At 67.8% G+C, this 14,607-nt stretch carries 15 protein-coding genes; 6 read left to right on the top strand and 9 right to left on the bottom strand.

Annotated features, from left to right (window positions below; genetic code table 11):
- Positions 1-38: 38 nt before the first annotated feature.
- A complete protein-coding gene (gene lepA, locus OKQ63_RS12430; protein WP_264210391.1) occupies positions 39-1,838 on the bottom strand; it encodes a translation elongation factor 4 in 1,800 nt (599 codons plus the stop codon).
- A gap of 378 nt (positions 1,839-2,216) precedes the next feature.
- On the opposite strand from lepA, the gene OKQ63_RS12435 reads away from it, so the two are divergent.
- The 3 genes from OKQ63_RS12435 to OKQ63_RS12445 all read left to right on the top strand — a co-directional run bounded on the left by OKQ63_RS12435 (position 2,217) and on the right by OKQ63_RS12445 (position 4,007).
- The gene (locus OKQ63_RS12435) at positions 2,217-2,399 is read left to right on the top strand and encodes a hypothetical protein (RefSeq protein ID WP_264210392.1); all 183 of its coding nucleotides are present in this window, start codon (positions 2,217-2,219) and stop codon (positions 2,397-2,399) included.
- A gap of 149 nt (positions 2,400-2,548) precedes the next feature.
- Positions 2,549-2,860: a hypothetical protein gene (locus OKQ63_RS12440; protein WP_264210393.1), complete on the top strand. Its 312-nt coding sequence runs from the start codon at positions 2,549-2,551 to the stop codon at positions 2,858-2,860.
- A gap of 181 nt (positions 2,861-3,041) precedes the next feature.
- Complete coding sequence (locus OKQ63_RS12445; protein ID WP_264210394.1) at positions 3,042-4,007, top strand: LysR family transcriptional regulator; 966 nt, start codon at positions 3,042-3,044, stop codon at positions 4,005-4,007.
- Here OKQ63_RS12445 and OKQ63_RS12450 read toward each other — a convergent pair whose 3' ends face one another.
- The 6 genes from OKQ63_RS12450 to meaB all read right to left on the bottom strand — a co-directional run bounded on the left by OKQ63_RS12450 (position 4,008) and on the right by meaB (position 7,968).
- Positions 4,008-4,445 (bottom strand): low molecular weight protein-tyrosine-phosphatase, encoded by a 438-nt coding sequence (locus tag OKQ63_RS12450; protein WP_264210395.1) that lies wholly within the window; start codon positions 4,443-4,445, stop codon positions 4,008-4,010. It abuts the gene before it with no gap.
- 290 nt (positions 4,446-4,735) lie between these two features.
- On the bottom strand, positions 4,736-5,212 hold the full coding sequence (locus tag OKQ63_RS12455) for a copper chaperone PCu(A)C (protein WP_264210396.1): 477 nt from the start codon (positions 5,210-5,212) through the stop codon (positions 4,736-4,738).
- A 45-nt stretch (positions 5,213-5,257) separates the two neighbouring features.
- On the bottom strand, positions 5,258-5,617 hold the full coding sequence (locus OKQ63_RS12460) for a hypothetical protein (RefSeq protein WP_264210397.1): 360 nt from the start codon (positions 5,615-5,617) through the stop codon (positions 5,258-5,260).
- A gap of 126 nt (positions 5,618-5,743) precedes the next feature.
- The gene (gene rpmB / locus OKQ63_RS12465; protein WP_264210398.1) at positions 5,744-6,034 is read right to left on the bottom strand and encodes a 50S ribosomal protein L28; all 291 of its coding nucleotides are present in this window, start codon (positions 6,032-6,034) and stop codon (positions 5,744-5,746) included.
- A 131-nt stretch (positions 6,035-6,165) separates the two neighbouring features.
- Complete coding sequence (locus tag OKQ63_RS12470) at positions 6,166-6,987, bottom strand: alpha/beta hydrolase (protein WP_264210399.1); 822 nt, start codon at positions 6,985-6,987, stop codon at positions 6,166-6,168.
- Between the two features lie 3 nt (positions 6,988-6,990).
- On the bottom strand, positions 6,991-7,968 hold the full coding sequence (meaB, locus tag OKQ63_RS12475; protein WP_264210400.1) for a methylmalonyl Co-A mutase-associated GTPase MeaB: 978 nt from the start codon (positions 7,966-7,968) through the stop codon (positions 6,991-6,993).
- Positions 7,969-8,178: 210 nt separating this feature from the next.
- On the opposite strand from meaB, the gene hrpB reads away from it, so the two are divergent.
- From hrpB to OKQ63_RS12490, 3 genes are all read left to right on the top strand, one after another.
- Positions 8,179-10,638, top strand: coding sequence for an ATP-dependent helicase HrpB (hrpB, locus tag OKQ63_RS12480; RefSeq protein ID WP_264210401.1), 2,460 nt, complete (start codon positions 8,179-8,181; stop codon positions 10,636-10,638).
- A 180-nt stretch (positions 10,639-10,818) separates the two neighbouring features.
- The gene (locus OKQ63_RS12485) at positions 10,819-11,277 is read left to right on the top strand and encodes an NUDIX hydrolase (protein ID WP_264210402.1); all 459 of its coding nucleotides are present in this window, start codon (positions 10,819-10,821) and stop codon (positions 11,275-11,277) included.
- A gap of 90 nt (positions 11,278-11,367) precedes the next feature.
- On the top strand, positions 11,368-12,849 hold the full coding sequence (locus tag OKQ63_RS12490) for an inorganic phosphate transporter (protein ID WP_264210403.1): 1,482 nt from the start codon (positions 11,368-11,370) through the stop codon (positions 12,847-12,849).
- Positions 12,850-13,005: 156 nt separating this feature from the next.
- Here OKQ63_RS12490 and OKQ63_RS12495 read toward each other — a convergent pair whose 3' ends face one another.
- Both OKQ63_RS12495 and OKQ63_RS12500 read right to left on the bottom strand, forming a co-directional pair.
- Positions 13,006-13,725 carry an SDR family NAD(P)-dependent oxidoreductase gene (locus OKQ63_RS12495; RefSeq protein ID WP_264210404.1) on the bottom strand — a complete coding sequence of 240 codons (720 nt, stop codon included), beginning with the start codon at positions 13,723-13,725 and terminating at the stop codon, positions 13,006-13,008.
- A 96-nt stretch (positions 13,726-13,821) separates the two neighbouring features.
- The gene (locus OKQ63_RS12500) at positions 13,822-14,397 is read right to left on the bottom strand and encodes an isochorismatase family protein (RefSeq protein WP_264210405.1); all 576 of its coding nucleotides are present in this window, start codon (positions 14,395-14,397) and stop codon (positions 13,822-13,824) included.
- Positions 14,398-14,607 lie beyond the last annotated feature (210 nt).

The following is a 14,607-nucleotide window of genomic DNA, read 5'->3' on the forward strand; positions in this document are numbered from 1 at the left end:
CAACCGCTTTCGCCCGCCGTCCCCCAAAATGGACAGCTTCAGCTGTCCATTTTAAGGGCTGAAATAAACGCTTCCTGCGGGATGTCGACCTTGCCGAACTGGCGCATCTTCTTCTTGCCCGCCTTCTGCTTGTCCAAGAGCTTGCGCTTTCGCGTCGCGTCGCCGCCATAGCATTTGGCGGTCACGTCCTTGCGCAGCGCAGACAGGGTCTCGCGGGCGATCACCTTGCCGCCGATGGCGGCCTGGATCGGGATCTTGAACATGTGGCGCGGGATCAGCTCTTTCAGCTTTTCGCACATCGCCCGGCCGCGCATCTCGGCGCGGTCGCGGTGCACCATCATCGACAGCGCGTCCACCGGCTCGTCGTTGACCAGCACCGACATCTTGACCAGATTGTCCTCGCGGTAGCCGGTCAGGTGGTAGTCGAAGGAGGCATAGCCCTTGGTCACCGATTTCAGCCGGTCGTAGAAATCGAACACCACCTCGTTCAGCGGCAGGTCATAGACCACCATGGCACGCGAGCCGGCATAGGAGAGATCCTCCTGGATGCCGCGGCGGTCCTGGCACAGTTTCAGCACGTCGCCGAGGTATTCGTCCGGCACCAGGATGGTCGCCTTGATCCGCGGCTCCTCGATATGGTCGACCTTGGACATGTCGGGCATGTCGGCGGGGTTGTGCAGGTCGATCTTCTCGCCGTCCTTCATGAAGACGTGGTAGATCACGCTTGGCGCCGTGGTGATCAGCTCGATGCTGTATTCGCGCTCGATCCGGTCGCGGATCACCTCGAGGTGCAGCAGGCCGAGGAAGCCGCAGCGGAAGCCGAAGCCGAGGGCGGCGGAGGTTTCCATTTCAAACGAGAAGGACGCGTCGTTCAGCGCCAGCTTGTCGATGGCGTCGCGCAGGTCCTCGAACTCGGCGCTGTCGACCGGGAACAGCCCGCAGAACACCACCGGCTGGGCCGGCTTGAAGCCCGGCAGCGCCACTTCGACGCCGCCCCGGTCGTTGGTGATGGTGTCGCCGACGCGGGTGTCACGCACCTGCTTGATCGAGGCGGTGAGGAAGCCGATCTCGCCCGGCCCCAGCTCATCCACCACCTGCATGGCGGGGCGGAACACGCCGATGCGGTCGACGTGGTGCAGGGTGCCGTTCGACATGAACTTCACCCGCATGCCCTTTTTCAGCACCCCGTCCATGATGCGCACCAGCACGATCACGCCGAGGTAGCTGTCGTACCATGAGTCCACCAGCATCGCCTTGAGCGGCGCGTCGCGGGTGCCCTTGGGCGCGGGCAGGTGCTGGACGATGCTTTCCAGCGTTTCGCGGATGCCCTGGCCGGTCTTGGCCGAAACCTGGATGGCGCCCGAGGCGTCGATGCCGATCACGTCCTCGATCTGCTCCGCCACCCGGTCGCAGTCGGAGGCCGGCAGGTCGATCTTGTTCAGCACCGGCACGATCTCGTGGTCCGCCTCGATCGCCTGATAGACGTTGGCCAGCGTCTGCGCCTCGACCCCTTGGGTCGAATCGACCACCAAGAGCGAGCCTTCGACCGCGCGCATCGAGCGGGAGACCTCATAGGCGAAATCGACGTGGCCGGGGGTATCGATCAGGTTCAGCACATAGGTGTCGCCGTCCTGCGCCTTGTAGTCGATGCGGACGGTGTTGGCCTTGATGGTGATCCCGCGCTCGCGCTCGATGTCCATGGCGTCGAGCAGCTGTTCCTTCATATCGCGGTCCTTCACCGTTCCGGTCTCCTGGATGAGCCGGTCAGCGAGGGTGGATTTGCCATGGTCGATATGGGCGACGATGGAGAAATTGCGGATGTGAGCGAGGTCAGTCATGCTCAGGCATATGATTTGGATTCGGGGTTTGGTCAAGCTCTGGCGTGCATTGATGGACAGGTAGAATTCGGCCGGGGCAGCACCTGCCCGGCGGGGCCGAAGTTTTTCGTCATGGTTTGCGCCTCTTCCCGATAGCCCGCCGGGACGCGGTTCAAGAGCGGCAGCCCCAGGTCACGCTCCACGCCGCCGGCCAATGAGGCCGGCTGCGGCGGTGCTTCACCTTGCCCGCGGACGCCGCCGGCCCGCACCGCACAGCACAAACATCTCAAATTCTCCCCGCCCCCTGCGCGCCGCCGCGAAATGCGCTATACTCGCCCCATTCCGCGAGACGCGCGCCCCGCTGACGGGTGATGACCACAGCAAAGGAGGACGACCCGCATGGATGCAATCAAAGCGACCGAATATGCCCGCGCACTTTACAGTGCGCATGGCGACAAAGCCGAGCTTGAGGCCGCGCAGAAGATGCGTGAATGCGAAGAGGCCGGCAAAGACACCGAGGCGGCAGACTGGAAAGCCGTGCGCCAGGCGATCCGCGCGATGCGCGGGCCGAACCAGACCTGAGTGCGGCCAGGGCTGGAGGGCCGCACTCAGCGGCGCTCCAGCGCCACGAATACCCCGTTTACCAAGATTGAAACGCGCTGTGGCTTTTGCCATACTGCCGCCAATTCCGCGGGCAGCAGACCCGCTTGCCAAAAACGGGGCACAAGCAGATGAAACGTTTCCTGACCACCGCGCTTTGCGCAGGATTTCTTGCAGCAATGGCACCCGCGGGCGCCGAGGCCGGCGCTATCGAGCGCGCCTGCCGCCAGTCGGACCGCACCGCCGCCTCGCCGGGGCTGTGCAGCTGCATCCAGAAAGTGGCCGACCGCAGCCTGACACGGGCCGAGCGCAAGACCGTGTCGAAATGGTTTGCCGACCCGCATCAGGCGCAGGTGGTGCGCCAGTCCAGCAGCCGCAATGACGAACGGCTGTGGCAGCGCTACAAGGCCTTTGGCGATCACGCGGCGCGCAGCTGCGGCTGACGCCCCTCTGCCGGTTCCGCCGGTCCCCGAAACGGAGCAAGGGCGCCCTGCCAGGGCGCCTTTTTTGGTTTGATGCATCTGCGCTGCGGCATTTTCGCAAGGGTGCAGGGCTGCCGCATTGGCCCCCTTGACCGGGCCGGCGCAACGCGGAAGAAACGGCGCAAGGCATTGGAGCAATTGCATGTTGATCAAAGGCGTTACCCTGCGCGGGCTGGAAGTGTTCGAGGCTTTGGCCAAAACCGGGTCGGTGGCGCAGGCAGCCGAAATGACCGGCCTGAGCCAGCCCGCGGTCAGCCAGCAGATGCGCAACCTGGAAAAGGCGCTGGACAGCGAGCTGATCGACCACGGCCGCCGCCCGATGGTGCTGACGGCTGCCGGGCGCAGCTTCCTGGCCCGCACCGAGGCGGTTCTGGGGGAGCTGCGGCTGGCGCAAAGCGAGCTGACGGTGATGGACCTCACCCACCTGCAGGCGCTGTCGATCGGGCTGATCGACGATTTCGACAACGACCTGACGCCGCGGCTGGCCACCATCCTGGCCGACAGCCTGACCCAGTGCCGGTTCAAGATGATCACCGCCTCCAGCCATGACATCGTGCGGGCGATGGAGGCGCGCGAGCTGCATATCGCCGTCGCCGCCACCACCGGTGAACTGCACGAAGGGCTGGTGGAATACCCGCTGGTGCGCGATCCCTTCATCCTGGTGGCGCCCAAGGGCACGGTGTCCGATGCGGCGCAGGCGGCGGAGCAGCTGCAGGGCCTGCCTTTCCTGCGCTATGCCCGCGAGCAGCTGATCTCGCAGCAGGTCGAAGGGCTGCTGGCCCGCCAGAAACTGGAGTTCGAGAACCGGTTCGAAGTCGGCTCGCATCTGGCGCTGATGGCGATGGTCGGGCGCCGGATCGGCTGGGCCATCACCACGCCGCTGGGCTACATGCGGGCCGGGCGGTTCCACGGCCAGATCGACGCTTTCCCGCTGCCCTTTGGCGAGATGTCGCGAACGATCTCCTTGTTCACCGCCGCCGATTGGGCCGACCGGGTGCCGCGGGATGTGGCCGAGACCGTCCGCCGCCTGGTGCAGACCCAGATGATCGATCCCGCGGTGCAGCAGCTGCCGTTCCTGGCGGGCGGCTTCCGGGTGATCGGCGAATGACTACAGCGCAGCCTTGAGCCCCTTTGCGGCCTGTTCGATCAGGTCCAGGCAGCCGTCGAAGTCGCGGGTGTAATAGGGGTCCGGCACATGGTCGGCGCCGCTGTCCGGCGCGTAGCCGGTGAACAGGCGCACCGGGGTCCCGCAGCCCGCCGGGCGCAGTGCCTCGATGTTTTCCAGGTTGCTGTCATCCATCGCAATGATCAGGTCGAAAGCCTCGAAATCGCCGCGCCGGAACTGCCGCGCGCGCAGATCCGAGATATCCAGCCCCCGCGCCCGCGCCGCCGCCTGCATCGGCCCGTAAGGCGGCTCGCCGGCATGATAGGACGCGGTGCCGGCACTGTCGGTCTCCGCCTCCGGACACAGCGCGCGGAACACGCCTTCGGCGGCCGGCGAGCGGCAGATGTTTCCCAGGCAGACAAACAGAATACGGACAGGCATCGGTGCGCGGCTCCTTCGGTCGGAGCCAGTGATAGGATGTTCCGGAGCCCAGGGAAAGAGCGCCGGGCGGAGTGCCGTCCGGGCCAGGGGCCGGCGTTTCCGCCTGATGCGGTCCGCCCGGCGAAGCGGCGGCCGCCATCCGGGCCGCGGGCGGGCTGCATCAGGCCGGCAGCGCGGCGGAGCTGCCCGGCTGCGGCCGGACGGCAGAAAGCCCGCCAGGCGGCGGGCTTTGGGCGCGAGGGAGGGCTGCAGCGCAGCCTGACGCCGCGCCCGCCCTGCCCTTCCTGCGGTCAGTCCGCGTGGCCGCCGTGGCCGTCAGCCTTGCGCTCCAGGTCGACCGGCACTTCGATGTCCATCTCGCCGGCCTTTTCAAACACCAGCGTCAGCTTCACCACGTCGCCATGGCTCAGGGACCGCGTCAGCCCCATCAGCATCACATGATCGCCGCCGCGCTGCAGCATGCGGGTGCCGCCTTCCTCAATGGCAAAGCCCTCTTCGACATGCATCATCTGCATGACGCCGTCATCGCCTTCCTTGTGGGTATGCAGCTGCACCTTGGCCGCGGCCTCCGAGCGGACGCCGATCAGCCGGTCATCCTCATGGGTCTGATTGACAATCTCCATGAAGGCGGCGCCGGCCTTGGCTGCGGGGGAAGACACCCGCGCGTAAGGCTCATGCACGATGATCTTATGGGCGCCGTCGGCAAAGGCGGATCCGGCCAGGGCGGCCGCTGCGGCGGCAGCAAGGAATAGGGATTTCAGGGACATTTCCTGTCTCCTCATATGTAAGCGTTTGAATACTGAAGGGTTTAGCTATGCCTGCGGCGCGGCGGCCGGCGGCGCCCGGGCGCTTGCCCGCAGCCTGGCATAGCAGCCGCTTGCGGCCGCTTCGGGTGCGGACACCCTGCGCGCCGCCAGCCGCTCCAGCGTCGGCAGCCCGGTCTGCGGCACCACCGCGTCCAGCAGGTGGAGGACGCAATCGGGACAGACATGCGGCGGCTTCACCGGCCGGCCTTCGCTGTCCGCATAGACCGTGACCGCTCCGCTGCCGGTGCAGATCACCATCTGCCCCGCGATATCCCGGCGGCCCTGCAGCGCCGCGGCGCTATGGGCCGTCAGGGCGATGGCAAGGGCCATGAGCAGGCCGAGATATGTGCGCGCAGGCTGTTTCATCGCTGCCAGATATGCCTCTGCCCCGCCGCCGCCGCAAGGGCCATCGCCGCGGCAGATTGCGCAAACGCAAACACCGCGCATGAGTGCTCATGCGCGGTGCCCGCAAATTGTAATCCGGTGAAGGGATCAGGCCTGGGCGGTCTGCGCCTTGGCGATCTCTTTCTTCACTTTCAGCGCGTTGGCCGACAGCTCTTCGTCCTTGGCTTTGGCCAGGAAGGCGTCCAGGCCGCCACGGTGATCAACCGAGCGCAGGGCAGCTGCGGAGATCTTCAGCTTGACGCCGCGGCCCAGGGTCTCGGACTGCAGGGTCACATCATTCAGGTTCGGCAGAAACCGGCGGCGGGTTCTGTTTTTCGCATGGCTGACATTGTTGCCAGTCATCGGGCCTTTTCCGGTCAGTTCGCAACGGCGCGACATATCATCATCCTTCGTTTCTGGAGGTCCGGATCGGATCCGGGCCATATCACAAGGGGCGCGGCCATTGGCTGCGCCCGAAAACTGGTCCGCTGCTCATACGATCAACCAGCAACAGCGTCAAGTGATTCAACTCAGCTTTCTTGCCCGCCGCTCAGCCCCGCGGCCTGCGCCGCTGCAAGCGCCTCGAGCCGGGCGTCCGCGGCGGCGCCAAGCGCCATCCGTCCCCGCTGCCGGGCAGCGCGCGCCAGACGGCGCCAGTAGGTCTGCGACAGCCTGCGCCGCTGCCGGTGCAGCGCCAGAACCCGCGCCGCCGCCAGCGGCCCGGACCGCAGCATCGACTGCAGGTCCCAGAAACTGCCGCCGTCGCGGATCACCTGGCTGGCCGGGTGCCCGCCGCAGGACAGCCGGCACAGCTGCAGGTCCGGGAACACCGCCTGGATGTACAGCGCGTGGTTCAGATCCATCTTGCGGAACGGGTCGAACAGCACCACCCCCTGCACGCCGTGGCGGCCATACCGCACCAGATCGCCCAAGCCGGCATCGAATGCCGCGGCTTCCCGCCGCCGCCGGTCATGCGGCACCACGCCCTGGGCAATTGTATATTGCGGGGAGACCGCGATCAGACGGCTCAGGTTCAGGTCGGCGGAAAACCGCAGCGCCCCGTAGCCGCCCATCGAAAACCCCATGGCCGCAACGTCGTCATAACCGCTGGCCAGCGCCCGCAGGCTGCGGGACAGCGCCTTGGTTTCGCTGTTCACATACCAGTCGTTGTTGCGGCACTGGATATGCAGATGGGCATAGCCGTGCTGCGTCATGTTCTTCACCGGGCCGCGGTCTTCGAACTCTCCGGCCACGGCAACCCGCTGGCGGAAGGTCACAAACAGGCGCTTGGCCTGCGGGTGGAACAGCGAGGCGCGCAGCTCTTCGCCGTCAAAAACCCGGATCTCCCGCATATGTCAGCCTTTCAGATGGTCCCGCAGCATCCGTTCCGCCGCCGCCGCCGGGGTCAAGGCCCCCTCCGCCACCTGGCCGGACAGTTCCGCCATGGCGGCCTGCGCGGCGGCGGTGTGCAGCCGCGCCAGCAAGGCCTGGCGCACTTCCTGATCGAACCAGTAGCAGGATTGATCGGCGCGGCGGCGGTCCCAATGGCCGTTCTGCCGGCGCCAGGCGGTCAGCGCCTGCATCTCCTCCCAGGCCTGCTCCAGCCCGTGTTCCTCAACCGCGGAGACCATCATCGCCTTGGGGTAGCCCTCGGGGTCCTGCGGCCGCTTGCGCAAGAGCCGCAGGGCGCCGGAGTAGTCGGCGCAGGTGCGGGTGGCCACCGGCTTCAGATCGCCATCCGCCTTGTTGACCAGAATGAGGTCGGCCATTTCCATGATGCCGCGCTTCACCCCCTGCAGCTCATCGCCGCCGGCGGGCGCCAGCAGCAGCAGGAACAGGTCCGACATTTCCGCCACCACGGTTTCCGACTGCCCCACCCCGACGGTCTCGATCAGCACCACGTCGAACCCGGCCGCCTCGCACAGGGCCACCGCCTCGCGCGAGCGGCGGGCGACGCCGCCCAGGTGGCTCTGGCTGGGGGACGGGCGGATGAATGCGTTCCTGTCGCGGCTGAGGCGCTCCATCCGGGTCTTGTCGCCCAGAATGGAGCCGCCGGAGCGGGCCGAGCTGGGATCCACCGCCAGCACCGCCACCCGCAGGCCAAGGCCCGTCAGCATCATGCCGAAACTTTCGATGAAGGTGGATTTGCCCACCCCCGGCGTGCCCGACAGGCCGATGCGCAGCGACTGGCGCTTGTGCGCGGCCAGATCCGACAGCAGCTCCTGCGCCCGGGCGCGGTGATCCTCGCGGCCGCTTTCCACCAGGGTGATGGCGCGGGCCAGCGCCCGGCGGTCGCCATCCAGGATTTTCTGCTTCAGCTGTTCGGTATCCATGCGTGTCTTCCTGTCGTGATTGGCGGGACCTTGGCGCAAGCCCGCCCTGATTGTCCAGAGGCGGCCGGCTGCGGCCCGCTGCGCGGCGCAGACTACATCAGACGCCGCCGCAGAAAAGGCGGCAAAACCGCCGCGTCTGATGCGGTTTGCGTATCGCGCGGCGTCCCAAGGCTGCTGGACCTGACCGTCGGCATTGGCGATAAGGCGGGCATGACCAGATTGCCGATCGAAGACGCCCTCCCCGAACTCCTGGACGCCCTGCGGACGCGGGGCCGTGCCGTGCTGCAGGCGCCGCCCGGCGCGGGCAAGACCACGCGGGTGCCGCTGGCAATGCTCGAGGCGGGGCTGGCCAAGGGGCGCATCGTAATGCTGGAGCCGCGCCGTCTGGCCACCCGCGCCGCCGCCGAGCGGATGGCGGAGACGCTGGGCGAGCGGGCCGGGGAAACCGTCGGCTACCGGGTGCGCGGCGATGCCAAGGTGTCGCAATCGACCCGGATCGAGGTTGTGACCGAAGGCATCCTGACCCGGATGCTGCAGTCGGACCCGGACCTGCCCGGCGTCAGCGCGGTAATCTTTGACGAATTCCACGAACGCTCCCTGAACGCCGACCTCGGCCTTGCCCTGTGCCTCGAGGTGGCGGGCGCGCTGCGCGAAGACCTGATCCTGCTGGCAATGTCGGCAACCCTGGACGCCGGGCCGGTAGCGCAGCTGATGGACGCGCCGATGGTGACCTCCGAGGGGCGCAGCTATCCGGTCGAGACCCGCTGGCTGGACCGCCCCCTGCCCGCCCAGGCCCGCCGTCTGGATGCGCTGGCCGATCTGGTGGTGCAGGCGGAGAAGGACACCCGCAGCGCAGACAGGGATCAGGGCGGCGGCATCCTGGTCTTCCTGCCCGGCGAGGGCGAGATCCGCCGCGCCGCCGGCGTGCTGGAAAAACGCCTGCCCGGCCACTGCCATGTCCGGCCGCTGTTCGGCGCCTTGCCCTTTGCCGAGCAGCGCGCCGCGATCCAGCCCGAGGCTCAGGGCCGCAAGGTGGTGCTGGCGACTTCCATCGCCGAAACCTCGCTGACGATCCAGGACATCCGGGTGGTGGTCGACATGGGGTCCGCGCGCCGTGCCCGGTTCGATCCCGGCTCCGGCATGTCGCGGCTGGTGACGGAGAAGGTCACCCGCGCCGAGGCGGCCCAGCGCCAGGGCCGCGCGGGACGGGTGGCGGCGGGCATCTGCTACCGGCTGTGGACCAGGGGCGAGGAAGGCGCGCTGATGGCGTTTCCGCCGGCCGGGATCGAAAGCGCCGACCTCACTGCGCTGGCGCTGGAACTGGCGCTGTGGGGGGCTGCGCCGGAGGATCTGTCGTTCCTGACGCCGCCGCCCGCAGGCGCACTGGCAGAGGCGCAGGCGCTGCTTGCCATGCTGGGCGCGCTCGATGCGCAGGGGCGGATCACCAAACATGGCAAGGCGCTGGCGGCCCTGCCGCTGCATCCGCGTCTTGGCCATATGCTGCTGCAGGCCGGGCCTGCGGCGGCGCCTTTGGCGGCGCTTCTGGGGGAGCGCGATCCGCTGCGCGGCGCGCCTGCGGATCTGTCTTTGCGGCTGAAGGCGCTGAAGGATCCCAAGGGGTTTGAACGCGCCCACCCCTACCAGCTGAACCGCCCGGTGGCGGAGCGGATCAAAGCGGAAGCGCGGCGGCTGCAGAGGCAGGCAGGCCGCCGCGACGCCGGATTGTCTGCGGCAGCAATGGCCGCACTCGCCTATCCCGACCGCATCGGCCAGCGGCGCAAGGGGGACACCCCCCGGTTTGTTCTGTCCGGCGGCAAGGGCGCGGTGCTCGACGCAAGCGACACACTGGCGGGGGCGCCGCTCATCGTGGCGCTCGACACCGACGGCAACCCGCGCGAGGCCAGGATCCGCATGGCGGCACAGATTTCGCTGGCGGAAATCCGGGAGCTGTTTGCGGACCAGATCGCCTGGGAGGACACCTGCGATTGGTCCAGGCGCGACCGGAGGGTGGCCGCGCGCCAGCAGGAGCGGTTCGGCGCCGTGGTGCTGGACGACCGGATCTGGAAGGAGGCGCCGCCGGACGCGGTGGCGCGGGCGATGCTGGACGGGGTGCGCGATCTGGGCCTGCGCCTCACAGGCGCTGCGGCGCGGCTGGCGGCGCGGGTGGAACTGGTGCGCGCCGAGGGCTTTGATCTGCCCGATTTCTCCCTGCCCGGACTGACGGACCGGCTGGAAGACTGGCTGCTGCCGATGCTGGACGGGGTAAAATCGGCCGAGGACTGGAAACGCTTCGATCTGCTGCCGGCGCTGCAGGCCGCGCTCAGCTGGGAGCAGACGCAGCTTCTGGACCGCGAAGCGCCGGGCAGTTTCCGCACGCCGCTGGGGCGGCGGATCCCGATCGACTACGCCGGCGCGGCGCCGGAAATCTCCGTCCGCCTGCAGGAAATGTTCGGCGTCACCCGGCATCCGGCCGCGGGCGGGGTGCCGCTGAAGATCACCCTGCTGTCGCCGGCCCAGCGGCCGATCCAGATCACCCGCGACCTGCCCGGCTTCTGGGCCGGCTCCTATGCCGATGTGCGCAAGGACATGCGCGCCCAGTACCCCAGGCACCCCTGGCCCGAGGACCCGACGCAGGAAGACCCGACCCTCAGGGCGAAACGGCGCAAATAGGCGCGCTGCCCGGCCCAACGGCTGGCGGCGCATCTGCGATGCGCCGCCAGCGGGCGGGAGCACGGCCTTCGCCTGCCTGCCTGCGTTTCGCATCGCCTTGCACCCCCGGGCAATCGGGCGTAGATTCCCACAAATGCACACAAAACACGGGATCTTCCCCAACAATAAGGCTGAGCACCAATGACAAGCCCCCTGACCCGCGCCTGGAACGAGATCATCAAGCCAATGCTGCAGCGGCCTGCCCGCGTGCAGGTTGCCGCCCTGTGCTGCCGCACCGGCGCGGAGGGCAAGGAGGTGCTGATGATCACCAGCCGCGGCACCGGGCGCTGGATCCTGCCCAAGGGCTGGCCGGTCGAGGGCAAGGACGGCCCGGAATCCGCGCTGCAGGAAGCCTGGGAGGAAGCCGGCGTCAAATCGGCCCGCATCTCGCCGCAGCCGATTGGCGACTATCATTTCACCAAGCGCCACGACAACGGCACCGAAGAGCCGGTGACCACGCTGATCTTCGAGGCCGAAGTGGAACAGCTGGAGGATGACTATCCGGAATCCGCCGAGCGCACCCGCCAGTGGATGAAACCGGATCAGGCTGCACGCTTGGTGGATGAGCCGGAATTGCAGGCCGTTCTGCGCCGATTGTAAAAGTTATGTGACATTTTCATGTCAGATGCTTGATCCGTGGCCGGACCAGCGTTAGGCGCGTGCGCAGACCTCGGAATCAGGAATGCCACGATGAGCGATGCAGATCCGCGCACTCAATGGAACACGCTGGATAAGGATCTGAACCGGATCTCCCAGCTCGAGCTGGCCACGGCCTATGCCTCCCGCCCGCTGGTGGCGCCCGGCATCGCGCTGGCCTTCATCGTGCTGGCAGGCCTCGGCGCCGGCGTGTTCTTCGGCGGCTCGGCGATGAGCATGGTGGTGGTCGCCGCCGCCGCCTTCGGCGCCTATATGGCGATCAACATCGGCGCCAATGACGTTGCCAACAACATGGGGCCGGCGGTGGGCGCCAATGCCCTGACCATGGGCGGCGCCATCGTGATCGCCGCCATTGCCGAAAGCGCCGGCGCGCTGCTGGCGGGCGGCGATGTGGTCTCGACCATTTCCAAGGGCATCATCGACCCGGCTGCAGTCAGCAGCAGCAGTATCTTCATCTGGGCGATGATGGCGGCGCTGATCTCCTCGGCGCTGTGGGTGAACCTGGCCACCTGGGTCGGCGCGCCGGTCTCCACCACCCATTCGGTGGTCGGCGGCGTGCTGGGCGCCGGCGTGGCCGCCGCGGGAACCGCCGCGGTGAACTGGCCCACCATGGGCAAGATCGCCGCCAGCTGGGTGATCTCTCCGGTGCTGGGCGGGGTCATCGCCGCGCTTTTCCTGGCCTTCATCAAGGCCAAGATCATCTACCAGGAGGACAAGATCGCCGCCGCCCGCCGCTGGGTGCCGGTGCTGGTGGGGATCATGGCCGGCGCCTTTGCCGCCTATCTGGCGCTGAAGGGTTTGAAGCGGATCGTCAAGATCGACCTCGAGACCGCACTGCTGATCGGCGCCGGCACCGGCGCGCTGTCCTATGTGATCACCGCGCCGCTGATCAAGCGCCAGTCCGAGGGCATGGAGAACCGCAACAAGTCGCTGAAGGCGCTGTTCGGCCTGCCGCTGGTGATCTCGGCCGCGCTGCTGTCCTTTGCCCATGGCGCCAATGACGTGGCCAATGCGGTCGGCCCGCTGGCCGCCATCGTGCATGCGACCGAGTTCGGCGATTTCGCCACCAAAGTGGCAATCCCGACCTGGGTGATGGTGATCGGCGCCTTCGGGATTTCCTTCGGCCTGTTCCTGTTCGGCCCCAAGCTGATCCGCATGGTCGGCAGCCAGATCACCAAGCTCAATCCGATGCGCGCCTACTGCGTGTCGCTGTCGGCCGCCATCACCGTGATCGTGGCCAGCTGGCTGGGCCTGCCGGTCTCCTCCACCCATATTGCGGTGGGTGCGGTGTTCGGCGTCGGTTTTTTCCGCGAATGGCACATGGAGCGCCGCCTGAAGAAAACCGCCGAAGGCCGCCCGCCGGAAAAGCGCATCGCGCCGGAGGAACGCCGCCGCCGCAAGCTGGTGCGCCGCAGCCACTTCATGACCATCGTGGCCGCCTGGGTGATCACCGTGCCTGCCGCGGCACTGCTGTCGGCGGTGATCTACCTGCTGCTCAACACCTTCGTCGGCTGAGACCCAGGCCTCTCCGGCTGACCACGCTTCACCAAGCACCCCCGCCCGCCGCGCCAGCGGCGGGCACGCGCCTGTCCGCCCGGGCAGACACGCACCGTGTTTCTCAACCCTGTATTTATTCCGTAGAAGCCTCTCCCAGCGGGGCGGTTCCCTGCGTCAGAACCGCTCCACCCAGGGCCGCAGCACCAGCTCGTCGCTCCAGGCGGAACGGTGCTGGCCGATCAGATGCATGTATTCCCGCGCAATCGCATCCGGGTCGAGCATGCTGTCCGGATTGTCCGCGGCCTCAACCCGTTCGGGGCGGGCGGCATTGCGGATGCCGCCGTCGATATTGACCCAGGCGACATGGATGCCCTTGGGGTGCAGCTCCCGCGCCATCGCCTGCGCCAGGCCGCGCTGCGCGAACTTGCCCATCGCAAAAGGAGCGGACCGGGCAAACCCCTTCACCCCGGCCGAGGCGCCGGTGAACAGGATGGTGCCCAGCCGCCCGTCCGCGGGCTGCTGCGCCAGCATCCGCCGCGCCGCCGCCTGCCCCAGCAGAAAGGCGCCATAGGCGGTGACCTCCACGGCCTTGCGCACGGCATCAGGGTCCAGCTCCGCAAGCGCCCCGCGCACCCGGGCCGAGGGGTTGTAGCAGGCGACCCGCAGATCGCCCTGCACCCCTTCCACCAGCCGCCGGATCCCCTCCGCATCGGTGCCGTCGAGCGGATGCAGCTCTGCCCCGGTCTCAGCCGCCAGCGCCTCCAGCTTGCCGGTGCTGCGCGCCGCAAGGTGCAGCGCATAGCCGTCGCGCGACAGCGCCCGGGCAAAGGAGGCGGACAGGCCCGCCCCGGCCCCAACGATCAGCGCAACCGGTTTCGATGATGTCTCTGCCATGCCGGGGCCTCCTCTGCTGCGGCACTGGAAGGCGGGCGGCAAACCCGCCCCGGTTCAAGGACCCGCAGGCACGGGCCCTTGCGCCATCTTTGCGGCTCAGGCGGGCGCAGCTGCCGGCAGCTGCGCAAGAACCTCCGACGCGGGCAGCACCGTGCCAAAGCCTGCATGCAGCGCCGACAGCGTCACCTCCAGCACCTGCCCGGCGTCCAGCTCGCCGCCCTTTCGCGCCGGCAGGGAAAAGGCGATCAGCGCGTCCTCCGCAACCTGGATCTCAAATCCCAGATTGGCTGCGGAACGGGCCGTCGAGTTCACGCAGAAGGCCGCAACCCCGCCCGCGATCACCAGCCGGGAGATGCCGGCCTTGCGCAGATACTGTTCCAGCCCGGTGCCGACAAACCCGGAGGAGCCGGCTTTCCAGAACACCGCCTCGCCGTCCGCCGGCATGGCGCATTCCATCGGCTGACCGCTGGGCAGATCGCGGCGGAACCTGCTTTCGGGGCGCGGGTCGTCGTGCATCACATGCACTACCGGCAGGCCGGCTGCGCGGAAGCCTGCAGCCAGTTCCGCCACCTTTTGCTCGGCCTGCGGATTGGCCCGCTGGCGGCCGGAGGCGGTCACATGTGCCATCTCCTGCTGCATGTCGACAATCAGCAAAGCTGTGCTGCGGTGCATGAAAAATCCCTCGCGCTTGACTGCAGGCGCGAGGATTGCAGAGCTGAACGGCATAAGCCAGCGCAATCCCCCGTTCCGCCGCGGTCAAAACGAACGGTCTTGCCAGACGCATTGCGCCGGGCCAAAGGCCCGGCGCCACGCCCAACTGGCAAGGGTCATTCCATTGAATGGACCGCGGCAGGCGGGAGCCTCCCGCCCAGCGCAGGCGGC

It is taken from the genome of Leisingera thetidis (assembly GCF_025857195.1).
Classification (GTDB): domain Bacteria; phylum Pseudomonadota; class Alphaproteobacteria; order Rhodobacterales; family Rhodobacteraceae; genus Leisingera; species Leisingera thetidis.